The 22913-nt window shown below is 68.9% G+C and carries 22 protein-coding genes; 11 read left to right on the top strand and 11 right to left on the bottom strand.

Annotated elements, in window-relative coordinates; all coding sequences use genetic code 11:
* Window positions 1-23: 23 nt before the first annotated feature.
* The 4 genes from I4J89_RS01100 to I4J89_RS01115 form a co-directional block, all read right to left on the bottom strand.
* On the bottom strand, window positions 24-1643 hold the full coding sequence (locus tag I4J89_RS01100; RefSeq protein WP_196411882.1) for a phospholipid carrier-dependent glycosyltransferase: 1620 nt from the start codon (window positions 1641-1643) through the stop codon (window positions 24-26).
* A gap of 25 nt (window positions 1644-1668) precedes the next feature.
* A complete protein-coding gene (locus I4J89_RS01105) occupies window positions 1669-2115 on the bottom strand; it encodes a peptidase associated/transthyretin-like domain-containing protein (RefSeq protein WP_196411883.1) in 447 nt (148 codons plus the stop codon).
* 101 nt (window positions 2116-2216) lie between these two features.
* Entirely contained in the window at window positions 2217-3107 is an 891-nt protein-coding gene (locus I4J89_RS01110) for a CDP-alcohol phosphatidyltransferase family protein (RefSeq protein WP_196411884.1), read from the bottom strand.
* 277 nt (window positions 3108-3384) lie between these two features.
* Window positions 3385-4386, bottom strand: coding sequence for a fatty acid desaturase family protein (locus I4J89_RS01115; protein ID WP_196411885.1), 1002 nt, complete (start codon window positions 4384-4386; stop codon window positions 3385-3387).
* Window positions 4387-4517: 131 nt separating this feature from the next.
* On the opposite strand from I4J89_RS01115, the gene I4J89_RS01120 reads away from it, so the two are divergent.
* Entirely contained in the window at window positions 4518-5804 is a 1287-nt protein-coding gene (locus tag I4J89_RS01120) for a sensor histidine kinase (protein WP_196411886.1), read from the top strand.
* The gene (locus tag I4J89_RS01125) at window positions 5756-6394 is read left to right on the top strand and encodes a response regulator (RefSeq protein ID WP_196411887.1); all 639 of its coding nucleotides are present in this window, start codon (window positions 5756-5758) and stop codon (window positions 6392-6394) included. Before I4J89_RS01120 ends, I4J89_RS01125 begins: the two co-directional genes overlap by 49 nt.
* Before the next feature lie 17 nt (window positions 6395-6411).
* Here the strand turns inward: I4J89_RS01125 and I4J89_RS01130 are convergent, their stop codons facing one another.
* Window positions 6412-7449, bottom strand: a complete 1038-nt coding sequence (locus I4J89_RS01130; RefSeq protein ID WP_196411888.1) for a WD40/YVTN/BNR-like repeat-containing protein — start codon at window positions 7447-7449, stop codon at window positions 6412-6414.
* A gap of 86 nt (window positions 7450-7535) precedes the next feature.
* On the opposite strand from I4J89_RS01130, the gene I4J89_RS01135 reads away from it, so the two are divergent.
* Window positions 7536-8126, top strand: a complete 591-nt coding sequence (locus tag I4J89_RS01135) for an antibiotic biosynthesis monooxygenase (protein WP_196411889.1) — start codon at window positions 7536-7538, stop codon at window positions 8124-8126.
* A gap of 105 nt (window positions 8127-8231) precedes the next feature.
* On the opposite strand, the gene I4J89_RS01140 is transcribed toward I4J89_RS01135, so the two are convergent.
* From I4J89_RS01140 to I4J89_RS01150, 3 genes are all read right to left on the bottom strand, one after another.
* Window positions 8232-8936, bottom strand: coding sequence for a hypothetical protein (locus tag I4J89_RS01140; protein WP_196411890.1), 705 nt, complete (start codon window positions 8934-8936; stop codon window positions 8232-8234).
* Window positions 8937-8949: 13 nt separating this feature from the next.
* The gene (locus tag I4J89_RS01145; RefSeq protein ID WP_196411891.1) at window positions 8950-9120 is read right to left on the bottom strand and encodes a hypothetical protein; all 171 of its coding nucleotides are present in this window, start codon (window positions 9118-9120) and stop codon (window positions 8950-8952) included.
* A 365-nt stretch (window positions 9121-9485) separates the two neighbouring features.
* A complete protein-coding gene (locus I4J89_RS01150; protein WP_196411892.1) occupies window positions 9486-11228 on the bottom strand; it encodes an alpha/beta hydrolase in 1743 nt (580 codons plus the stop codon).
* 258 nt (window positions 11229-11486) lie between these two features.
* On the opposite strand from I4J89_RS01150, the gene I4J89_RS01155 reads away from it, so the two are divergent.
* Genes I4J89_RS01155 through I4J89_RS52210 form a run of 5 tightly spaced genes read left to right on the top strand, consistent with a single transcriptional unit; the run spans window position 11487 to window position 17522 of the window.
* On the top strand, window positions 11487-13277 hold the full coding sequence (locus I4J89_RS01155) for a diguanylate cyclase domain-containing protein (protein ID WP_196411893.1): 1791 nt from the start codon (window positions 11487-11489) through the stop codon (window positions 13275-13277).
* Window positions 13278-13329: 52 nt separating this feature from the next.
* Complete coding sequence (locus tag I4J89_RS01160) at window positions 13330-15042, top strand: acyl-CoA dehydrogenase (protein WP_196411894.1); 1713 nt, start codon at window positions 13330-13332, stop codon at window positions 15040-15042.
* A gap of 10 nt (window positions 15043-15052) precedes the next feature.
* The gene (gene ligD / locus I4J89_RS01165) at window positions 15053-16000 is read left to right on the top strand and encodes a non-homologous end-joining DNA ligase (protein WP_196411895.1); all 948 of its coding nucleotides are present in this window, start codon (window positions 15053-15055) and stop codon (window positions 15998-16000) included.
* 41 nt (window positions 16001-16041) lie between these two features.
* Window positions 16042-17433, top strand: a complete 1392-nt coding sequence (locus I4J89_RS01170) for an OFA family MFS transporter (RefSeq protein ID WP_444876218.1) — start codon at window positions 16042-16044, stop codon at window positions 17431-17433.
* Window positions 17430-17522: an MFS transporter small subunit gene (locus I4J89_RS52210; RefSeq protein WP_444876217.1), complete on the top strand. Its 93-nt coding sequence runs from the start codon at window positions 17430-17432 to the stop codon at window positions 17520-17522. Before I4J89_RS01170 ends, I4J89_RS52210 begins: the two co-directional genes overlap by 4 nt.
* 29 nt (window positions 17523-17551) lie before the next feature.
* Here I4J89_RS52210 and I4J89_RS49155 read toward each other — a convergent pair whose 3' ends face one another.
* From I4J89_RS49155 to I4J89_RS01180, 3 genes are all read right to left on the bottom strand, one after another.
* Window positions 17552-17938, bottom strand: a complete 387-nt coding sequence (locus I4J89_RS49155; protein WP_230858156.1) for a hypothetical protein — start codon at window positions 17936-17938, stop codon at window positions 17552-17554.
* Window positions 17935-18249: a macro domain-containing protein gene (locus I4J89_RS49160; RefSeq protein WP_230858157.1), complete on the bottom strand. Its 315-nt coding sequence runs from the start codon at window positions 18247-18249 to the stop codon at window positions 17935-17937. Before I4J89_RS49160 ends, I4J89_RS49155 begins: the two co-directional genes overlap by 4 nt.
* A 170-nt stretch (window positions 18250-18419) precedes the next feature.
* Window positions 18420-19460 carry a LacI family DNA-binding transcriptional regulator gene (locus I4J89_RS01180; protein WP_196411897.1) on the bottom strand — a complete coding sequence of 347 codons (1041 nt, stop codon included), beginning with the start codon at window positions 19458-19460 and terminating at the stop codon, window positions 18420-18422.
* Window positions 19461-19783: 323 nt separating this feature from the next.
* On the opposite strand from I4J89_RS01180, the gene I4J89_RS01185 reads away from it, so the two are divergent.
* From I4J89_RS01185 to I4J89_RS01195, 3 genes are read left to right on the top strand one after another with little or no spacing between them, the layout of a single operon-like run.
* Window positions 19784-21082 (top strand): ABC transporter substrate-binding protein, encoded by a 1299-nt coding sequence (locus I4J89_RS01185; protein WP_196411898.1) that lies wholly within the window; start codon window positions 19784-19786, stop codon window positions 21080-21082.
* Entirely contained in the window at window positions 21082-22014 is a 933-nt protein-coding gene (locus I4J89_RS01190; protein ID WP_196411899.1) for a carbohydrate ABC transporter permease, read from the top strand. The genes I4J89_RS01185 and I4J89_RS01190 overlap by 1 nt, the downstream gene beginning before the upstream one ends.
* On the top strand, window positions 22011-22904 hold the full coding sequence (locus I4J89_RS01195; RefSeq protein WP_196411900.1) for a carbohydrate ABC transporter permease: 894 nt from the start codon (window positions 22011-22013) through the stop codon (window positions 22902-22904). Before I4J89_RS01190 ends, I4J89_RS01195 begins: the two co-directional genes overlap by 4 nt.
* The last annotated feature ends 9 nt before the right edge of the window (window positions 22905-22913 follow it).

Genomic DNA, 22913 nt, shown 5'->3' on the forward strand with positions numbered 1-22913 from the left:
TTACTCGCCGGTAACCGGAAGGGTCAGCGTCGATAGATGCTGATCGAGTGGCCGACCTGGTCGATCCGGGTGCTGCTCGCGATCAGCCGCCGCAGTCGCGGTCCGGCCAGCGCCACCCGGGAATCGGAGATCACCAGCAGGCCGCGCACCTGCTCCTCCGGTACGGCATACGGGTCAGACGCGGTGATCCCGTAGTAGGCGGGCACACCGGCACCCTTGTAGACCAGCCAGACCCGCTCGCCCGGGTACCGCGCCCTCAGGTGCTGACCGAGCCGGGCCAGGTCCTGCCCCCAGTCGACGTTGGCGTCGTGCAGGTTCTCCCGGGTGTGCGCGGTCCCGCCGAACGCCACGTTCGAGTAGGGCAGGTAGTAGGGGAACGTCAGCAGCGAGCCGGCCGCCACCGAGACCAACAGGAGCCCGGTGACGGTCTTCGACCAGCGGAGACGGATCAACGCCACGGTGCCGGCGGCGACCGCGAGGAAGAGCGGCAGGAAGATCACGTACCGGGTGCCGAAGTTGCGGCTGCCGGTCATCGTGGCGGCCATCAGCACCGCCGAGACGGGCAGCAGGTAGAGCGCCGCCGCCCGCAGCCGGGGAACGACCAGCATGGTGATCGTCCCGGCCAGCCACAGCGCCAGCATGCCGAGCGGCGTCTTGATCAGCACCGCGACCGGCATGTAGTACCACGGCGATCCGCGGTAGGCCTCGCCGAGCAGGAACCCGTTGAACTGCCGCGCCTCGAACCGGAACTGGACCAGCATCCCGTCCCGGTAGACCTGCGGGAACGGCATGAGGTCCACCGCCAGCCCCTTCAGCCCGTCCGGATCGGGCAGGCCGGGCGGGGTGGTCCAGCGCAGCCGCGGATCCACCGCCAGGTAGGTGAGCCAGACGACAGCCACGGCGATCAGACCGACGCCGATCCCAGCCGCCGCGGTGAGCAGCAGGCGACGCTTGAGCGCCGCGGGTGGTCGCTCCGGTGCGGCACGTTGCGCGTGCCAGGCGGAGAACGCCGCAAGAAGAACCAGCAGGGGTACGGCCGGAAGCACGCTCATCCTGGTCGCCAGAGCCGCTCCGAGTGCCGCCCCGGCAAGAGGCAGATACCGCAGCGGCCGGTTCCGGGCCCGCCAGGTGAGCCAGGCGGCGGTGAGCAGCATCCCCGCGGCCGGTACGTCCAGGGTCGCCAGCGAGCCGTGTGCGATCACGTCGGGGGAGAAGGCGTACAGGGCGAGCGCGATCAGCCCGCCCACCGGTCCGGCCAGGTCCCGGGCGAAGGCGAGCACGACCAGCCCGAACAGCAGCGTGAGGAGGATGACCGGCAGCCGGGCCAGCAGCATCAGCCGGAACGGGTTGTTGCCGCTCTCGTAGAGCAGGTGACGGCCCAGCCGGGTCTGGTTGCCGGGGTAGCCCGGATCCAGGCTCGCACCGGCGAACGCGGTGCCGGCCGCGATGATCAGCTTGCCGAGCGGCGGGTGCTCCGGGTTGTAGCGCAGGCTGTGCTGCTGCCGGTAGACCTCGGCGGTGGCCACGTAGACCGGCTCGTCGATGGTCGGCGACTGCTGCACGGCCGTGGTCACCATGGCGAACGCCATCTGTCCCAGCAGGGCCACGACGGCAAGCAGGTACAACAGGCGGCGTCGCGGCATCGGGCAAATCTAGCCGGTGCGTAGATCAGACTCCGACGGTACGGGTGGCCACCAGCCCCCGGGCGGCGTCCCCGGTGACCGAGGCGATCTCCAGAGCCCAGCCGCCGGTGAAGCAGCTGTCGGTGGCCAGGGTGTGCCCGCTCACGTGCCGCCGCCCGAAGGCCGTCGCGCAGGCGTCACCCGGAAGGGCGAGCTGAGCCGTGTGCAGCCGGTCTCCGGCGGCGGAGAAGACCTCGAAGTGCACGTGCGGCCAGCGGCCCGCCCCGGCGTCCGGGAAGGAGCTGGGGAATGACACCCAGCCGGTCGGGTCGGCGGTCTGCCACGCCACCTCCGGCTGCTCGCAGTGCCACAGGCTCACCGCGTACCCCGGCATCGGCCGCCCGGACCCGGTGCTCAGCAGGCGCAGGCGAACGGTGAGCGGCACGCCGTGGGCCCGCTCGGCGGGCCGGTCAAGGGAGAGCGTGGCAGTCATGATCGTCTGTTCGGCACCGGCCTGCCGGGTCCGCGCCGATTCCCGGTTTCAAAACAGGAGCACCCCGGCGGATCCGCCGGGGTGCTCCACGTGCGCGTGGTTCAGATCGAGGTCGTCAGCGGCCGGGCCGGGCCGTCGTTCTGGTAGGCCGCGTACTCCGCCTGCGCCGTCTTCAGCTTGGCCGGGAAGACCTGGCAGGTCCGCAGCAGCTTGTAGATCAGGAAGGCCTCGAAGGCGAGCAGGCCGGCACCGGCCGCGATGGTGACCGGGAAGATCAGGCCGGTCAGCGGGCCGATGATGAAGACGAACATCTCGTACTCGATGCCGCTGATCAGGTGGGTGCGGATCCGGCGTTGCCGCAGGAAGTCGCCGACCCGGCGCTTGAGCGAGAGGTTGCCGGCCGGCGGTGCGGACACCTGCTCGGGCATCTCGTCGGTCGGCTCCGCCATCCCGGCGGGCGCCTCCGGGTGCACCGGCTGCGGCGGCTGCAACTCCGCCAGCTGGTCGCTCATGCTGCGCCGGACCTTCTGCATCTGGCTGCTGTTCAGGTAGCGGAACAGGTCCAGGAAGATGGCGACGGCCATCAGCCAGAGGTACGCGACCTCGCCGGTCTGCACGTACTGCCCGCCGAAGAGCGCCAGGGCGATGAAGAAGACCCGGACCCGGTCGAGCACGAAGTCGAGCCACTGGCCGAACATCGTGCCGGTCCCGTTCAGCCGGGCGATCTTGCCGTCCATGCAGTCGACCACGAAGCTCAGGTGGAAGAGCAGGGCCCCGGCGACCAGGAACCAGCGGTCGCCGACGGCGAAACAGACTGCCGCACCGGTTCCGAACACGGTCGCGACAAGGGTTAGAACGTTGGGCGTGATCCACCGGTAGGGCGCTACCTGACGTACCAGACGGGCCGCCAGCGGGTCGACCAGAAGCACGGTCCACCACGCGTCGACCGGCTTGTAGGTCCGCTCCCGGATCTCCTGCAAGGTCACCTTCACGCGCGGCACTCTAGACCTTAATTGTTAGCAAACACCAAGTACCCCGCCGGTGTCGCCAGGACCCGGCCATGTCGTCCGGAGCTGCCTCATCTCAGTTGTGATGAGGCTCACCGGAAGGACGCCGCTTCGCCCGAAGCACGCCCACGCTCGTCACGAGCGTCTCACTGTCGTCGTCTTCCGACTCTAGTCTCCCGGTGCGCCCGCGACTTCATCAGCGGCCGGTAAGGGCGACCCGGGCCACCCGTTCGGGGACCCGGGCCGCCGGCACGGCGCCCGGCTAGCCCTGCCGCAGCTCCGCGCCCACGTCGTGCAGGTGGCGCAACGCCTGCCGGTACGAATCGGTCAGGCTTGTCACCTCGTACGCGACACCGAGCTCCGCGCAGTACCGCTGCACCACCGGCTGGGCCTTGCGCAGGTTCGGGGTCGGCATGGCCGGGAACAGGTGATGCTCGATCTGGTAGTTCAGACCGCCCAGCGCGGCGTCCACCAGCCGGCCACCGCGGACGTTGCGTGACGTGAGCACCTGCTTGCGCAGGAAGTCCTCGGTGCCGTCCGGGTGCGGCATGCCCTTGTGGTTCGGCGCGAACGTGAGACCCAGGTACACCCCGAACAACGCCTGGTGCACCACGAGGAAGGCGAGCGCCTGGAGCGGGGTGAGCACCAGGAGCAGCGCCGCGGCGTACCCGATGAAGTGCGTCGCCAGCAGTGCGCCCTCCAGGCCGCGCCGCTTCACGGTGCCGTCGCGCAGCGCCCGGACGCTGTCCCGCTTCAGCGAGAGGCCCAGCAGCGTGAGCAGCGGGAAGAAGAACCACGCCTGGTGCTTCACCAGGAAGCCCTTGCCGCGGGCCGCCTCCGGGCTCCAGACCAGCACACCGGGGCCGACGTCCGGGTCCAGATCGTCGTGGTTCGGGTTGGCGTGGTGCTTGGTGTGCTTGTCCATCCAGTATCCGTACGACATTCCGATCGCCAGGTTGCCGGCGATCAGCCCGGCCCGGGCGCTCGGCTTGTTGGTGCGGAACACCTGCCGGTGCGCCAGGTCGTGTGCCACCAGCGCGACCTGCGCGAAGACCACGGCCAGGAACACGGCCACCGCGAGGGTCCACCAGGAACTGCCGATGAGGAAGAAGGCGGTCCAGCCGCCGACCAGGGCCAGGCCGACCAGGCTGAGGCGTGCGGCGTAGTAGGCCGGGCGCCGCCGCAGCAGGCCTGCGGCGTTGATCCGGCGGTTGAGTTCCGAGAAGTCGCTGCCGGCCGTTCTTCTCTCGGCTGTCGTCGTCATGCGTACATTGAACCGGCATGGTCAATTCCGGTCAGGAGTGCCAGGTCCCCGTGGCCCGGGCGGCTGGCACCCGGGCCTGTGGTAGGGCTGGCACTACCGACACGGTGGTGCGCTGCGGCCAGGATGAGGTCATGGAGTCCCGTGACTGGATCCGCGACGGCATCCGAGCAGTGGCCGGCGGGGTGCTCGCCATCCCCCTGGCAGTCCTCAACATCCCTCTGTTCGTGCTCTTCGTGGTGTCGCTCGTGCTGACCCCGGTGCTGGGCATCGGCCTGGTCCTGCTGCCGCTGGTGACCATGCTGATCCGGGCGCGGGCGGACCTGGCCCGGCGGCTCGGTGCCGGCTTCGGAGTGCCGGTGGCCCGGCCGTACCGGCCCCTTCCGGAGCGGGCGCCGATCGGGGGCCTGCGCCGCTACAAGTGGGTGATGACCGACCCGGCGACCTGGCGTGACCTGGGCTGGCTGCTGCCCGGCGCGGTGGCCGGTCTGGTGCTGGGCGTGCTGTCGCTGGCCGTACCGCTCTACGGGATCGAGGGCATCCTGCTGCTGCCGCTGTGGATCTGGCTCGGGACCGGCTACTACGGCTACGGCATGATCTGGCCGATCGAGACCCTCGGCGAGGGCTTCCTGTCCCTGCCGCAGGGTGCGCTGATCCTGGCCGTCGGTATCGCGGCGGCGCCGTACCTGCGGTGGGCGGACGCGCAGTTCAACCGGTTCTTCCTGGGCCCGACCCGCAACGCCGAGCTGCGCCTGCGGGTCAGCCAGCTCACCGTCACCCGGGCCGACACGGTCGACGCGCAGGCCGCCGAGCTGCGCCGGATCGAGCGGGATCTGCACGACGGCGCACAGGCCCGGCTCGTCTCGCTGGGCATGACCATCGGCCTGGCCGAGGAGATGATCGCCACCGACCCGGACACCGCCCGCAAGCTGCTCTCCGAGGCCCGGGAGACCAGCTCCACCGCCCTCGTCGAGCTGCGGCACCTGGTCCGCGGCATCCACCCGCCGGTGCTCGCCGAGCGCGGACTGGAAGGCGCGGTCCGGGCACTGGCCATGGCCCTGCCGATCCCGACGGTGGTGACGGCCGCGGTGCCGGGCCGGCTGGACACACCGGTCGAGTCGGCCGCCTACTTCGCGGTCGCCGAAGTACTCGCCAACGCGACCCGGCACAGTTTCGCCCACAGCGTGCAGGTGGAGCTGTGGCACACCGGCGACGGCCTGGTCATGCGGGTCAGCGACGACGGCCTGGGCGGGGCCGACCCGACCGGCGGGACCGGGCTGTGGGGCATCGAACGCCGTCTCGCCGCCTTCGATGGCACGATGGCTCTGTCCAGCCCGCCGGGTGGACCGACCGTCGTGACCATGGAGCTGCCGTGCGTGTTGTCATCGCCGAGGATCTCGCCCTCCTCCGGGACGGACTGACGAGGCTGCTGGAGGCGTACGACTTCAAGGTGGTGGCGGCGGTCGACAACGGACCGTCGCTGTTGCCGGCCCTGGTGGAGCACCGCCCCGACGTCGCCGTGGTGGACGTCCGGCTGCCGCCCACCTTCACCGACGAGGGGTTGCAGGCGGCGATCGCGGCCCGGACCGCGGTGCCCGGCCTGCCGGTGCTGGTGCTCTCCCAGCACGTCGAGCCGCTCTACGCCCGGGAGCTGCTGAGCGACCGCAACGGCGGCGTCGGATACCTGCTCAAGGACCGGGTGTCGCATGTGGCGCAGTTCGTCGACGGGGTTCGCCGGGTGGCCGGTGGCGGCACGGTGATGGACCCGGAGGTGGTCTCGCAGCTGCTGGCGCGCAACCAGCCACCGCTTGCCGCACTGACCGCCCGGGAGCGGGACGTCATCGGCCTGATGGCGGAGGGCCGCTCCAACGCCGCGATCGCCGGAAAGCTCTTCATCGGCGAGAAGGCGGTCAGCAAACACATCAACAGCATCTTCACCAAGCTCGGCCTGCCGCCTTCCGACGATGACAACCGCCGGGTCCTGGCCGTGCTGGCCTACCTCAACGGGTAGGCCAGCCGCCTGATCGCCTACCAGCGCAGGCGGGCGATCCGTCCGGCCTCGCCGGAGGCCCAGCAGGAGCCGCCGGTGCAGGCGACCGCGTCGAAGCTGCCGGTGTCGAAGCGGCGCCAGGTCACCCCGCCGTCGTAGGAGACGTCGCTGCCGGTCGGCCCGACGGTCAGAGCGGTACGCCCCCGCCCGGTCCACGCCGCCCCGGAGCGGTACTCGCCGGGCACGGTCCGCGAGACGGTCCAGTGCCGCCCGCCATCGCGGGTGACCGCCGAGCCGTCCGGCGCGGTCGCCGGAGCCGCGTAGTCACCGCCGACCGCGATCCCGGTGCGCGAGTCGCGGAACGCCAGCGAGTAGATGCCGGCGCTCGGCCCGCTGGGAATCGGCGAGTCGGCCACCGACCAGGTCCGGCCGCCGTCGCGGGAGGCGAAGACCCGGGCCGTGGCGCCGCCGCCGGTGGCGAACCAGGCGTGCCGGCCGGCCGAGACCAGGCAGGTCCCGCTGGCGGCGAAGGCGAACTCACCGGGCAGCGCGTCCGGCATGCCGGTGGTCGGCCGGACCTGCCAGCTCCGCCCGCCGTCGTTCGTCGCGAGGATCCGGAACTTCCCGCCGACCGGGTCGGACAGTGCCAGGCCGTGGCGCCGGTCGAGGAAGGTCAGGCAGTCGTAGAAGGCCACCGGGTCGTCGTTGCGGAACGTCTCGGTCCAGGTGCGGCCGCCGTCCGAGGTCGCGTACACCCGGGAGTCGGTGCCGTTGCCGATGGTGAGCGCCACCGCGTGCCAGGCGTCGGCGGCCTCGATGTCGCGGAACTGGAGCGCCGCCGCCTCCGGCGGGCCGACCGACGCCCAGGTGCGCCCGCCGTCGACCGTGCGCAGCACGGTGCCGGCGGATCCGGCCGCCCAGGCGACCCGCGCGCTGACCGGGGCGAGCCCGCGGAACCGGGCGGTCGACCCGGTGTCACTGAGCTGCCAGGACGGCCCGCGGCCCGGGGTGAAGCCGGTGCCGGCGACCATGACGAGAGCGAGTGCTGAGATAGACAACTTTCGTTGCAACGTCATGCTCAGGCAACTTACCGGCAGGGCTGTGATGTGGGGTATGGCACTCGGGCTTTGATGAGAAACAAGCGGTTACCACAATGTGAGACATGCAGACGTTGGCGCAGCTCCCGGTGACCGTGGCCATCACGCGTCGTGTCGATCCCGACCGTGCCGCGGAGATGGCCGCGTGGGTCCGGGCCGGCGCGTCGCTCGCCGAGGACTTCCCCGGTTTCCTCGGCACCGGCTGGGTACGCCCGGAGCCCGGTTCCGCCGAGTGGCACATGCTCTACCGCTTCGCCGACGCCGAGTCGCTGCGCGACTGGGAGGAGTCGTCACAACGGCAGTGGTGGCTCTCCTCCGCCGAGGGCTTCGTCGAGCACGCCCGGGTCGAGCGGCGTACCGGCATCGAGGGCTGGTTCGACCCGCCGCGGGAGAGCCAGCTCGACAAGCCCGCCGACACGCCGCCGGCCCCGGCCGCGCCGCCGCGCTGGAAGCAGGCGGTGACCATCTGGCTCGGCTTCTTCCCGGTGAGCCTGGTCGCCGCGTTCCTGCTGAACCCGTATCTGGAGGGTCTGAACACGGTTCTGAAGACCCTGATCAGCACGCTCTGTCTCACGCCGGTGATGACCTATCTGGTGCTGCCCCGCGTCACCAAGGCTCTCCAACCCTGGCTCCGCCGGGGGTCGCGCGACAACTAGCCCAACGCCTATAGTCATGCGATGAGCTGTCGGACGGGTCGCATCGCCCCGGTCGCCCACGGGGTGTGCGACCGGGGCTTCTCGCAACGGTGTGCCGGGCCGGAGTCAGCGCTGATCATGCCGGTCCTGGGCCTCCACCACGCGCGCGAGCAGGCGCATCAGAGCCTCGAGGTCCTTGGTGGGTGTGCCGTGCACCGCTCGGTGCAGCAGTTCCGGGGTCGGCGCGATCCGCCCTGTGATCATCTCCCAGATCGGCTTGTCGGACAGGGGGGCGGGGGTTGCCAGGCCGGGGCGGTCCACGGATACCGGATTGCCGGCCGGTCGGCGCCTCTGGTTCGGCGGCGCCGGGTCTCCGGCGGGTGGTGCGGCGCCACGCGCGGGCGGGCCGTTCTTCGCCAGCTCGATGATGCGATGTGGCCGCTGTCGGGGGATGCGGCGATCCGCGGTGGGGGAGGCGCTGTTGGCCGCGCTGTCGGCCTTTCTGGTGCGCCGATGCCGGCGTCCCTCCCGGTGACGTGCGTCCGCGACTTTCCAGCATTCATGGGCGTGTTCCATCGCCTTCTCCCGGGAAATCTTCATTTCGATGCCGAGGGCTTCGGCCGCCGCGTAGACGGCCTTGAACCAGCGCTCGATCGCATGCCATTGCCGCCACCGTCTGTCGCAGTTCTGCGACAGGGCGCTACGAGAGATGTAGGCCGCATCGGCGATCTTTTGAAGAGACGTCCCGGTGCCCCTGATCACGAATCGCATGTACTCCGCCAGTTCCAGTGCTTCCCGGTCGCCGCGCAGAGGTTTCCACTGATAGACCATGCCCGGCCCGCCGTCAGGCCTGGGCCGGCCGGCTGCCGCCGGCCGGGCGCGGTCGGCGGGCGAGACGCCTGGTCATCTCCGCGGTCAGAGCGAGGGCCGGTGGCGCGATGGCGGCGATGACGCCGGGGGCGGTCCCGATCCACAGGAGGGCGGGCACATAGGCCAAGCCGACGACGTAGAGCACGACGATCAGAATGACGCGAACCGATCGGGGTCTTTTCGCCTGTGGATCAGGGGCGCAGCATTTTGCTGTGCTAAACATGGCTCTCTCATAGGCTAGGGCGGCGCGGGACCCCGCGTCGCCAATGATCATTGATCGTGATCACGAGACGCGAGAAAGATTCGAATTGTGTCTCGCGTTCGTGTTCCGCGAGCCAGTGTCGCATCGCTGGAGGTCTCTTCGCCGCTCTCCGCTGTTCACCGTTTTGGCTGCCCCAATCAACCATGGGTGACCTGCGGGAATGCGCTTATTAACGGTTTCTCGGGCGCTGCCGATGGGTGCTTAGGGTGAGAAGGACCGTTATCCCTTCCGCTATTTCCGCCGGCCCGTTACGAGTCGAGCAGGGCGCGCAGGCGCAGGCTGTCAGCGACGGTCCAGCCCGGTGGTGGTGCGATCGCGGCCCAGCCGTCCACCGTCTCGGACTTGTAGACGTGCCCGTGCCCGGTCGGCACCTTGTTGGCGAACACCAGGTCGCACATGGTCTGCCAGAACGTGATGCCCGGATACCAATGCATGTCCGGTGTCACGTCCGGCCCGCGCTCCCCGATCAGCCACTGCGGCTTCTTCCAGAGCAGGTCCCAGCTCCACCAGACGATCGGGTCGCTCGCATTCTGCAGGTAGACGACCTTCGGCGGGTCGCCGGTGAGCTCCCGCAGGGTCGCCGCGTTCTCGGCGAACTCCACCGGCAGGTCCGGGTAGACCGGGTCCCAGACCGGGCTGCCCTCGGCCCGCGCGTCGGTGAGCTGGCGATGGACCGGGTTGGCGAAGGTCGGCCCGAGCAATAGCGCCCCGTCCGAGCCCTGTACCAGGTTCTCCGCGGTGCCGAAGGTCTTCTCCAACCCGTACGTCCCCAGGCTCTCGCCGAAGAGCAGCAGCTTGGGCCGGGTCTGTTCGGGCATCGCGGCCCACCGCTCGCGCACCGCGGTGATCAGCGCGGAGGCGGCGTCGACCACTTCCGACCGGTCCCCGTTGAAGGCGGCCCAGCTGGGCAGGTACGAGTACTGCATGGAGACCAGCGCGGTGTCACCGGCGTACATGTACTCCAGCGACCGGGTCACCTTGTTGTCCACCCAGCCGGTGCCGGTCGGCGTGATGACGGCCACCACCGCGCGGTCGAACGCCCCGGTCCGGTCCATCTCGCGCACCACCAGGGCGGCCCGGTCCTCCAGCGTCCGGGCGGAGGTGAGCCCGGCGTACAGCCGGATCGGCTCGGTGGCCGGCCGGCCGGCGAACCCGTCCAGCTGCTCCCGGGTCGGCGCGCCGGCCACGAACGCGCGGCCCTGCCGGCCCAGTGAGTCCCAGGCGACCAGGGACTGCGGCCCGCCGGAGCGCAGCGGCGAGGCCGGCACCACCACGCCGTTCCCGGTCCCGCTGTTGATCACGGCGGCGGACCGGTCGGCCATCGTGAAGAGCTGAGCCACCAGGAGCCCGTCGAAGGCGCCGTAACTGAGCATGGCCACCACGACGGTGCCCGCGCAGTAGGCCGCCCGGTCCGGGACGATCCGCCGGAACATCCAGGCGAAGCCGTGCGTGGTGAGCCGCAGGGCCCGGGCGATCAGCAGCAGCAGGCCGAAGGTGAGCAGGCTGGCGCCGACGGTACGGGCAACGTCGTACTCCTGGGCGGGTTCCATGCCGAGCCGGCCGCGCAGCTCGCGCTGCCAGCGGGTGCCGAGCCAGAGGAAGACCACGACCAGCAGGGGTACGAGCGCGATCAGAACCCGCCAGGCGATCATCACGGTCCGGTCCCGGAACGGGCGGCGCAGCCGGATCAGCGCGCCGATCGTGGTGCCGAGCGCGTATCCCATCGCGGCGGTGATGCCGGCCACCACGCCCTGGAGGAACCAGGCTCGGGGCAGCAGCGACGGGGTGAAGGAGAGGCAGTAGAAGACGGCGGCGAAGGCGGCGCCGGTGATGCTCAGGCCGGCTCGCATGATCCGCGGGCGCCCGGCGGGCCGCTGCTCGATGGGACTCTCGGCCGCAGTCACCTGCTCGGGAGAGCGACGCGGCACCGGGACCCGCGCGCGGAGCGGCGCGAGCCATCCCGGCGGTGATGCCACCACCTGTCTGCGCATGCGGTGCTCCGTTCATCGACGTCGGTCGTCCGGTTACATCGCTTGCCGAAAGAGCGCGCGGTCTCGCACCTGGCGAGACGATTCCGACCCGGTAAGTGCCTTCTCCATCATCGGGGTCTATCGCGCCGAGCGCCGCCCCCTTTTCCCCGGGTTTTGGGCGGCGTCATCCCCCCGGATCTGCTCCGTGCGGCCCCCTAGTGGGCGTTTTGTTTCAGCCTGGCCTCCGGCTGCCGATGACAAGCGGTGAGGAGGAACGCGATGCGGCTGCGCAACTGGATCGCCGTGGTGGTCAGCGTGCTGTTGCTGGCCGCTGCCGGGGTCATCGGTTTTCTGGTCAACCGGTCCGCCCTGCGTGCGGCCGACACGGTCCATCGGGCCGACAGCAGCGCCCTGGGCAGCAACAACGGCACACTCACCGGGCAGTTCCAGGTGAACTCCGTCGCTGAGCTGGCCGAGGTGCTCAGCGAGCACGCGCTGCACCTGGCCGCGGACTCCGACGCGGACCGGGCGACGCTGATCGCGGCCGCCCAGAAGAGCAGCACCTTCCAGTACGGGCTGATGATCACCGATCTGAACGGCAAGGTCCTCACCGCGAGCCGGGACACCGGTCTCCCACCGGCCGGCGACGCCGCCTGGGCGCCGCTGTTCACGCAGCTCAAGGCGGGCCGGATGGGCTTCTCGGGCGTGATGTCGGTGGACGGTGCCACGTTGGCGGCGGTGGCTGTTCCGGTGATGGTCGGCGACGCGCCGGCCGCGTTCCTGATCGGCCTGAACGAGGTCGCCACCACGTCGTTGCAGAGCTACTTCGCGCGGCTCGCCGCCGACACGCACCAGACCCTCGTCGTCGACAGCACCGGCACGGTCGGCGCGGCCAGCGTCAAGAACCTGATCGGTACGGACATCGACCCGGCGCTCAAGCCGAGCCTCGGCGGGTCGGGAGTGCGCTTCGTCGAGTACACCGCCGGCGACACGCGCATGATCGCGATCGTCTACGGCGGGCTGCCCAGCGGCTGGTCGTACATGCGGACACAGACCAAGTCCTCGTTCGACGGCGCGGTGCACAGCCGCAGCCAGACCCTCAACCTGACGCTCGGTGCGATGCTGCTGATCGGAGTGGCCGGCATCTCGGTGCTCGGCTACCGGACCCAGGTCCAGCGCCGCCGCGCCGACGAGCGGTTCCAGGCCCTCTTCCAGCACGCCCCCGACCTGGTCTCGGTGCTCGACGGCAAGGGCCGGATCGTCTTCAGCAGCCCGAGTGCGCACGCCGTGCTGGGCTTCCCGACCGGCACGATGAAGGGGCACACCGTCTTCGAGCTACTGCACCCCGAGGACGAGCCGAAGATGCGGGAGCGCCTCACCGCGCTGCTCTCCGACCCGGACGGGGTGCTGCGGCTCCAGTGCCGGGCCCGGTCGGCCGAGGGTGATTACCGCTGGTTCGACTTCACCGCCTCCAACCAGATGCACAACCCCTCGCTGGAGGGCGTCGTGATCAACGCCCGGGACATCTCGGAGAACCGGGCGTTCCAGGAGCGGCTGGAGCACGAGGCGCAGCACGACCCGCTCACCGGCCTGCCGAACCGGCGGCGGATGCAGGACGCGCTCGGCTCGACGCTGTGCAGCGACTCGGTGGCGGTGCTCTTCGTGGACCTGGACGGGTTCAAACCGGTGAACGACGCGCACGGCCACGAGGTCGGCGACGAGCTGCTGCGCCAGGTGGCCGACCGGCTCAGCGCCTGTATCCGCTCCGGCGACGTGCTGTCCCGGGTCGGTGGCGACGAGTTCGTGCTGCTGATGCCGGGGGTGACCGGGGACGACGCGGAAAGCATGAGCGGGCGGCTGCGGTACGTCCTCGAGCTGCCGTTCCGGATAGCCGGCCAGGAGATCCGGATCGGCGCCAGCATCGGCGTGCACGTGGCGCCGGTCGCCGAGGATCCGGACACCGCGCTGCGCGCCGCCGACCACGCCATGTACACGATCAAGCACGCCGGCGGCGGCCGTGGTTCCCGCGACGAAGCGAGTTGGGTAGGCCGGCACCGCGCGGAAGCCTGAACTTAGTGCACACTGGGTGCAATGAGTTCGTCTGAGAACGGTGGTGACCGCGGTGTCCAAGGTGCTCTCCCGGCGTGATCTCGAGTTCCTGCTCTACGAATGGCTCGATGTCGAGTCGCTGACCACGCGGGAACGGTTCGCCGACCACTCCCGGGAGACGTTCGACGCCTTCCTGGACGTGTCCCAGCAGATCGCCGAACGGGACTTCGCCCCGCACAACCGCAAGAACGACCTGAACGAGCCGACCTTCGACGGCGAACGGGTGACGATCATCCCGGAGGTGTCGAAGGCGCTGAAGGCCTTCGCCGAGTCCGGCCTGATCGCCGCGCCGCTGAGCGCCGAGCACGGCGGGATGCAGCTGCCGGCGGTCGTGGCGCGGGCGTGCTTCCTCTGGTTCCAGGCCGCCAATACGGCCACCTCGGCGTACGCGATGCTCACCTCGGGCAATTCGCACCTGCTGCTCGCGCACGGCACCAAGGAGCAGATCGAGACGTACGTGTATCCGATGCTCGAGGGCCGTTTCACCGGAACCATGTGCCTCTCCGAGCCGCAGGCCGGGTCCGCGCTGAGCGACGTGCTCACCAAGGCGACGCCCGCGGGCGACGGCACCTACCGGGTGACCGGCAGCAAGATGTGGATCTCCGGCGGCGACCACGAGCTGAGCGAGAACATCATTCACCTGGTGCTGGCCCGGGTCGCCGGAGCGCCGGCCGGGGTCAAGGGCCTGTCGCTGTTCATCGTTCCGAAGAAGGACGTGAAAACCGGGGAGCGCAACGGCGTCACGCTGGCCGGGCTCAACCACAAGATGGGCTACCGGGGTACGACGAACACGGTTCTCGCCTTCGACGACGCCACCGGTTACCTGGTGGGGGAGGAGGGGCGCGGTCTCGCGTACATGTTCCTGATGATGAACGAGGCCCGGATCGGCGTCGGTGCCGGCGCGGTCGCCCTCGGCTACACCGGTTACCTGCACGCCCTGGCCTATGCCCGGGAACGCGAGCAGGGCCGCCCGCTCGACGACAAGAACCCCACGGCTCCGCCGGTCGCCATCGTGAAACACCCCGACGTACGCCGGATGCTGCTCGCCTCCAAGTCCTACGTCGAGGGCGGGCTCGCCCTGATCCTCTACGCGGCGAAGCTGCTCGACGAGCGGTCCGAGGAGAACGACCTGCTCCTGGACGTGCTCACCCCGATCGTCAAGGCCTGGCCGTCGCAGTGGTGCCGGCTCGCCGACGACCACGCCATCCAGGTACACGGCGGGTACGGCTACACCCGCGAGTACCCGGTCGAGCAGTTCTACCGGGACAACCGGCTCAACTCGATCCACGAGGGCACCGACGGCATCCAGGCCCTCGACCTGCTCGGCCGCAAGGTCACCATGAAGGGCGGCGCCGGCCTGGCGCTGCTGCTCGACCGGATCCGGGCCACCGCCTCGTCGGTCAAGGGTGACCTCGGCGAGCCGGTGCTGGCCGCCTGCGACCGGCTGGCCGCAACCACCGCGAAGCTCTGGGCGAAGGGCGACCCCTCGTCCGCCCTGGTGAACGCGACGGCCTACCTCGACGCCGCCGGCCACCTGGTGATCGCCTGGCTCTGGCTGGAGCAGCACCTCGCGGCCGGTGACAAGGAGGGCGACTTCTACGACGGCAAACGGCTCGCCGCGCGCTATTTCGTCACCCACGAACTGCCGCGGATCGGCCCGATGCTGGACCTTCTGGACTCCGGTGACACCCTGCTTCGGGACATGGACGACGCCTGGCTGGGATAGCTTTACGACCATGGCCGGTAAAGCCACTGTCATCGAGGTCGGCGACTACGACGTCCGGGTCTCCAACCCGGACCGGATCTACTTCCCGGAGCTCGGCGCCACCAAGCTCGACCTGGTCGAGTATTACCTGGCGGTGGGCGACGGGATCGTCCGGGCGCTGCGCGAGCGCCCCTGCATGCTGCACCGCTTCCCGGACGGCCTGGCCGGGGAGAAGGTGCATCAGAAGCGGGTGCCGAACGGCGCGCCGCCCTGGCTGGAGACGGTCCGGGTGAAGTTCCCGCGCTACAACCGGCACGCCGACGAGCTGTGCGTCACCAAGCTCGCCGACGTGATCTGGGCGGTGCAGATGTCCACCGTGGAGTTCCACCCGTGGAACTCGCGGCGGGCCGACACCGAGAAACCGGACGAGTGGCGGATCGACCTGGACCCGATGCCGGACTGCCCGTTCGGCACCGTCCGCAAGGTCGCCGGCGTGGCACACGAGGTCCTCGACGAGCTGGGCATCACCGGTTTTCCGAAGACCTCCGGTGGCAAGGGTCTGCACGTCTACGTGCGCATCGAGCCACGATGGGGCTTCTCCGACGTGCGCCGGGCCGCGCTCGCCTTCGCCCGTGAGGTGGAGCGGCGCGCCCCGGACGACGTCACCACCACCTGGTGGCGCAAGGACCGGGACCCGGGGTCGCTGTTCATCGACTACAACCAGAACGCGCGCGACCACACCATCGCCAGCGCCTATTCGGTACGCGGAGTGCCCACCGCGACCGTCTCCACCCCGGTGAACTGGGACGAGATCCCGGACGTCGACCCGTTGGACTTCACTATCCGTACCGTGCCGGCTCGTTTCGCCGAGCTCGGCGACCTGCATGCCGCGATCGATGATCGCGCCTTCTCCCTGGACACCCTGCTGGAATGGGCCGACCGCGACGAGAAGGCCGGACTGGCCGCGCCGGAGGAGTGAGTTTATCGAGATCCGTGGATGGGTAGTGCGGCGCAATGGCCCTGCTCTCCGCCTTGGATCGCGCTCACTCCGTCGCGCCGCCCGGGTACAGCCGCTGGCTCATTCCGCCCGCCGCGCTCTCCGTGCACCTGTGCATCGGCCAGGCGTACGCCACAAGCGTCTACAAGAACTCCCTGGTCCAGCACTTCGACACCAGCCAGACGGCGATCGGGATCGTCTTCAGCATCGCGATCGTCATGCTCGGCCTCTCCGCCGCGGTCGGCGGCACCTGGGTGGAGGCGAGCGGGCCACGCAAGGCGATGTTCGTGTCGGCCTCCTTCTGGGCATCCGGCTTCCTGGTCGGCGCGCTCGGCATCGCCACGAGCCAGCTCTGGCTGCTCTACCTCGGCTACGGCGTGCTCGGCGGTATCGGGCTCGGCATCGGCTACATCTCGCCGGTCTCCACCCTGATCAAGTGGTTCCCGGACCGGCCGGGACTGGCCACCGGCCTGGCGATCATGGGGTTCGGCGGCGGCGCGCTGATCGCCGGGCCGCTGTCCCGGCAGCTCATGTCGCTCTACGACAGCGACTACGACCCGAACGTCGCCACCTCGGTCGCCGACGGCACCGCGCTGACCTGGCTCTTCGTCACCCTCGGCATCGGCTACTTCGTGATCATGATGTTCGGGGTGTTCAACATCCGGGTGCCGCGCGAGGGCTGGCAGCCGGAGGGTTGGGACCCGGCCTCGGTACGCCAGAAGCCGCTGGTCACCACCGCCCAGGTGTCCGCGGCGAACGCCATCCGGACCCGCGCGTTCTGGCTGCTCTGGATCGTGCTGTTCTGCAACGTCACGGCCGGTATCGGCATCCTGGAACAGGCCAGCCCGATGATCCAGGACTTCTTCCGGGAGAACGGCGAGTCGTCGGTCGCGGTCTCCGCGGCGGCCGGCTTCGTCGGCGTGCTCTCGCTGTTCAACATGGCCGGCCGGTTCATCTGGTCCTCGACCTCCGACCTGATCGGCCGCAAACCGATCTACATGATCTACCTCGGCGGCGGCATGGTCCTCTACGTCCTGCTGGCCCTGATCGGCCCAGCCGCGACCGCGCTGTTCGTGCTGCTGGCCGGCGTGATCCTGTCCTTCTACGGCGGCGGGTTCGCGACGATACCGGCCTACCTGCGTGACCTGTTCGGCACATACCAGGTGGGCGCCATCCACGGCCGCCTGCTGACCGCCTGGTCCGCCGCCGGAGTGGCCGGCCCGCTGATCATCAACCGGTTTCTGGACGCGCAGGGCAAGCCCGGCACGCTGACCGCAGACGCCTACCGGCCGGCGCTGTTCACCATGGTCGCCCTGCTGGCCGTCGGCTTCATCGCCAACCTGCTGGTGCGGCCGGTGCCCGAGCGCTTCCACGAGCCCGCGACGAGAGAGAAAGAAGAGGAGGTGGCAGCGTGAGACTGTTCCTCTCCTGGGCGCTGGTGACGGTGCTTCTGGGTTACGGAGTCATCCAGACCGCGATCACTGCCGCGAAACTCTTCCAGTAGCGCAGGAGCGCCGCCGATCATGCTGTCGGTCAGGCTCGAGTCGCCCGCGGAACGGAGATCGGTCTGTACTCCGCCGTGGCGAGCAGCTGATATTCCGACAATCGTTGTGCCGCGAGCTGAATGTGCCGGTCGGTGAACAACCGGGCTTTACGCAAGCTCCACTGAGCGACCCGCTCGGTGAGCTCGGTGAGATCGGCGGTCGGCGGCGACTGGACGGAGGCCCAGTGCACCGTCGCGAGAAGCTCCAGACTGTACGGCGTCTCAAAACCTTCAATCAGGTCGAGGACGGCCTCAAGTTGTGCCTGATGGTCAGAATGTCGCTCGATCAGCTTGGCGATGGCTTCGCGTGTGCCGGACGTCGGTGTGATCGGGGCGAGTTCGGTAACCCTCGATGAGCGGTCTCCCAGCCCGGTCAAGTAGTGGCCACTGATTTGATGTCGAACGTCCGGACTGCTCTCACCAGATCGTCGAGCCCGGAGCGGATGTCCTCGAGGCGCGAGTCGTTGCGCCAATGGTTCTTGGTGGGGAAATTGACGATATAGCGCCGCGGGCCGATGATGCCGCGATCGAACGCGAAGACGCGGCCCAACTCAATCTCGCCGCGCGAGCACGCGTCATGGTAAACGCCGAAGTTGTCCGGGTATGCGCGCTTGAACTGCAGCGCGATGCCCTTACCCATGACTCCTACGGTGTTGACCGTGTTGACCAGGGCGTCGACATCGGCCATGAGCAGGTTTCCTCGTCCCTCTCGGCGAGATTGTCGATATGTGTGAAGTGGGCGATCCGGCGTCTTCGCACTGGCATGGCCATTGCTTGCGGCATTCGGAGTGACCCCCACCCGTGCACTTACCGGAAGAAGTCACTATAACGTCCTAAGTCCTTTGTGGAATGCAGTGCTCAGGCTGACGGCGGGCGCGCGCTTCGGCCGACGGTGCTTTCTCGCACTATCAGTTTGTGCGGGGCGCGCAGTTCCAGGCCGGGTGGTGGCGTCGCGCTGCTGATTCGCAGCAGCAGGCGCTCGACCGCGGTCGCGGCGATCATCTCCTTGTCGGGGGAGATCGTCGTGACCGTTGGGTTGGAGAACCGCCCGTCCTCGATGTCGTCGTAGCCGATCACCGCGATGTCCTCGGGCACCCGCAGGCCGCGGGAGACGATGGCCCGGATGGCACCGAGCGCGACCAGGTCGCTGTAGCAGAAGACCGCGTCCGGGGGCTCCTCCAGCTCCAGCAGATGTGCCATCGCGTGAGCGCCGTCGGGGCGGTTGAACCGCGGCGTACCGATGATCAGGTCTTCGCGCACCGGCAGGCCGCGCGCCTGGTGCGCCTCGCGGAAGCCGCGCGTGCGCCGTTGCGCCGCCTCGCCGGTGGCGTACGGCTGGTCGCCGATCGCGGCCACCCGGTTCCGGCCGAGGTCCAGCAGGTGCTCGGTGGCCTGCCGGGAGGCGGCCACGTCGTCGATGCCGACGTGGTCGAAGGTGCCGTCGCTGGTCCGCTCGCCGAGTATCACCAGCGGCAGTGCCGGGTCGCGGTCGGCGAGGGCCTGCTGGTCGAGGCCGAGCGGGCTGAAGATGACGCCGTCGAAGAGCAGCCGGCGCGAGCCGTGGGCGATGAAGCCGCGCTCGTGCTCCGGGTCGCCGTCGGTCTGGTCGATCAGAACGTTATAACCGCTGACCTTGGCCGCGCGGATCACGCTCTGCAACAGCTCGGAGAAGTACGGGGTGTCCAGGTACGGCACCACGAGCGCGATCTGGCCGGACCGTCCCTGTGCCAGGTTCCGGGCCAGCACGTTGGGGCGGTAGCCCAGTTCCTTGACCGCCCGCTCGACCCGGACGCGGGTCCGTTCGGTGACGTTCGCGTAGCCGTTCACCACGTTGGAGACGGTCCGGCTGGAGACTCCGGCCAGCTCCGCCACGTCACGCAGAGTGACTTCCCGACGCAATGTGCCCCCCTTTGCGGCTTCCCGCGAGCGCCAAGTTTCCGGCAGGTTACCCCTTGCCGTCGATTGGACGGTTGTGCATGCTGTCTTTGCAGCGCTGCAAAATCGTAGCAACACCCACGGCCGAGCGACATAGGCGCAGGTGGGAATGGGTTTGCGGCGTGGCCAAGACAAGCGTGGCCAAGACAGTGGCCGGCCCTCGGTGTGCCAGCACCGGGAGCCGGCTCTTACCCGACACGTCAACCGGATACTCGATTGCTCAACCCTGTGAGGACCCAGTGAACGTCAGGAACTTTAGTGTAAGGCGAAGTCTGCGGCGATCAGCCGTGACCGCCGTCGCTGCCTTCACCGCCATGACGATGGTCGCCTGCGGCAGCGATGCCGCTGAGACGCCCGAGAAGCCCGACGGCCCGGTCACCATCAAGGTCTGGGCCTGGTACCCGGAGTTCCAGGGTGTCGTCGACCTGTTCAACAAGACCCACACCGACATCAAGATCGAGTGGACGAACGCGGGCACCGGTCAGGACCAGTACACCAAGCTCCAGACCGCGCTCAAGGCCGGCAAGGGCGCGCCCGACGTGGCGATGCTCGAGCTCCAGGAGATCCCCACCTTCCAGCTCACCAAGCACCTCGTCGACCTCGGCAAGTACGGGGCCAACGACGTCAAGGGCGACTACGTCGACTGGGCGTGGAAGCAGGTCAGCACCGGTGACCAGGTCTACGCCATCCCGGTCGACGCCGGCCCGATGGCCATGATGTACCGCGACGACATCTTCAAGAAATACGGCTTGACCGTGCCGAAGACCTGGGACGAGTACAAGGCGCAGGCCGAGAAGCTGAAGACCGCTTCGGCCGGCAAGTCCTTCATCACCGACTTCGGCGCCAACGACGGCGGCTTCATGACCGGTCTGTTCTGGCAGGCCGGCGCCCAGCCGTACACCTACGACATCGCGAACCCGTCGAACATCGGTGTCAACGTCAACAGCCCCGAGGCCAAGAAGGTCATCGAGTACTGGGAGGGTCTGGTCGGCGCGGGTCTGGCCGACACCACCGCCTTCCACACCACGGACTTCTACAACGGCCTCAACTCGGAGAAGTACGCCACCTACATCGCGGCCGGCTGGGGCCCCGGTTACATCCAGGCCAACGCCGCCAAGTCGGCCGGCAAGTGGAAGGTCGCGCCGCTGCCGCAGTGGGTCGCCGGCGAGAACAAGCAGGGTGACTGGGGTGGCTCCTCGTTCGCGGTGACCGACCAGGCCAAGTACCCGGACGTCGCCGCCAAGGTCGCGATGGAGCTCTTCGGCGCGAAGAACACCGAGGCCTGGAAGATCGGCATCGACAAGGCGTTCCTCTTCCCGACCGCCACGCCGGTCCTCGAGTCGGACACCTTCAAGAACAAGGAGTACGACTTCTTCGGCGGCCAGAAGGTCAACGAGGTCTTCGTCCCGGCCTACAACGCGATCGGCCCGTTCTCCTGGAGCCCGTTCAACAGCTACAACTTCAGCCAGCTGACCACCAACCTGAACCAGGCGATCGAGAAGAAGACGTCCTGGTCGGCGGCGCTGGACGCGGCGCAGGAGAGCGTCAAGACCTACGCCACCCAGCAGGGCTTCAAGGTTCAGTAATGACCGAGGTTCAGATCAAGTCCGCGGCCGCTCCGGCGGCCGCGGGCCCCTCGGAGCCGGTGCGGACCCGGCGGGCGACGAAGCTGCGGCAGGCCGGCACCGGCTGGCTCTTCGTCCTGCCGTTCGCGGTTCTGCTGGTCGCCTTTCTGCTCGCCCCGCTGGCGTACGCGTTCAAGATCAGCCTCTATCGCTCCACCCTGATCGAGGGTGAGGTCTTCGCCTTCCTGGACAACTACAAGCAGGCGATCGACGACCCGCTGGTCCGTGAGGGCGTGGTCCGGGTCCTGATCTTCGGCCTGATCCAGACCCCGGTGATGATCGGGCTCGCTCTGCTCGCAGCCCTGCTGATCGACGCGGCGACCTCGCGGTTCTCCCGGTTCTTCCGGCTCGCGGCCTTCGTGCCCTACGCCGTGCCGGTGGTGATCGGCACGCTGATGTGGGGCTTCCTCTACAGCAAGAACATCGGCCCGCTCTCCTGGACCGGCATCAATTTCGTCTCCGGTGACACGGTGCTGGCGTCGCTGGGCAACATCGTCACCTGGCAGTGGGCCGGCTACAACATGATCGTCCTGTACGCGGCGCTGCAGGGCGTCCCCAAGGAGGTCTACGAGTCCGCCAAGATCGACGGCGCCGGGCAGGTGCAGATCGCTCTCCGGATCAAGACACCGATGATCTCCTCGGCGCTGGTCCTGGCCACGCTCTTCACGATCATGGGCACCCTGCAGTTCTTCACCGAGCCGCTGATCCTGCAGCCGCTCAACCCGGGCGCGATCACCCAGCACTACACGCCCAACGTGTACGCCTACAACCAGGCGTTCTCGTTCCAGCAGTACAACTACTCGGCGGCGATCTCGTTCCTGCTCGGCGCGGTGGTCTTCGTCGGGTCGTACCTCTTCCTCTTCGCCACCCGGAAACGGAGCGCGCTGCGATGAGCACTCTGACGCAGGCCCCGGAACGGGCCGAAGCGAAGCCGGCCCGCCGCATCACCGCCGGCAGCACCGCGGCTCACGTGGTGATGGCTCTGATGGCGGTCTACTTCCTGCTCCCCTTCTGGTGGTTGCTGGTGGCCGCGACCAAGAACAACGAGGGGCTCTTCGACGCGGGCGCGCTCTGGTTCTCCGGCTTCCATCTGACCGAGAACCTGAAGCTGCTGTTCAACCAGGAGAACGGGGTCTACCTCACCTGGCTGCGTAACTCGGCGTTCTACGCGGTGGTGAGCGGCGTCGGCGCGACGGCCATCTCGGCGCTGGCCGGCTACGCCTTCGCCAAGCTGCGCTTCCCGGGCCGCAACGCCCTGTTCGCGCTGCTCCTCGGCCTGATCATGGTGCCGGCGACGGCGCTGGTGCTGCCTACCTACCTGCTGATGTCGCAGGCGAACCTGGTCGACACGATCTGGGCGGTGATCCTGCCGTCGCTGCTCAACCCGTTCGGCGTCTACCTGCTCCGGGTCTACGTGGCCGACTCGATCCCGGACGAGATGCTCGAGGCGGCCCGGATGGACGGAGCCGGCGAGTTCCGGGTCTTCCGCAGCGTGGCACTGCCCGCCATGAAGCCCGCCCTGATCACCGTCCTGCTGTTCAGCATGGTCGCGTCCTGGAACAACTTCTTCCTGCCCCTGGTGATGCTGAGCGACGACCAGCTCTACCCGCTCACCGTCGGTCTGCGGACCTGGTACATGTCCGCGATCATGGGCAACGGCGGCGCAGCCACGTTCAACGTGATCGTGACCGGGGCTCTGGTGGCAATCGTCCCCCTGATCGTGGCCTTCCTGATGTTGCAGCGGTACTGGCGCGGTGGCTTGACCATCGGCGCCGTCAAGTGACTTTCTAAG

This window comes from Actinoplanes aureus (assembly GCF_015704865.1).
GTDB classification, from domain to species: Bacteria; Actinomycetota; Actinomycetes; order Mycobacteriales; family Micromonosporaceae; genus Actinoplanes; species Actinoplanes aureus.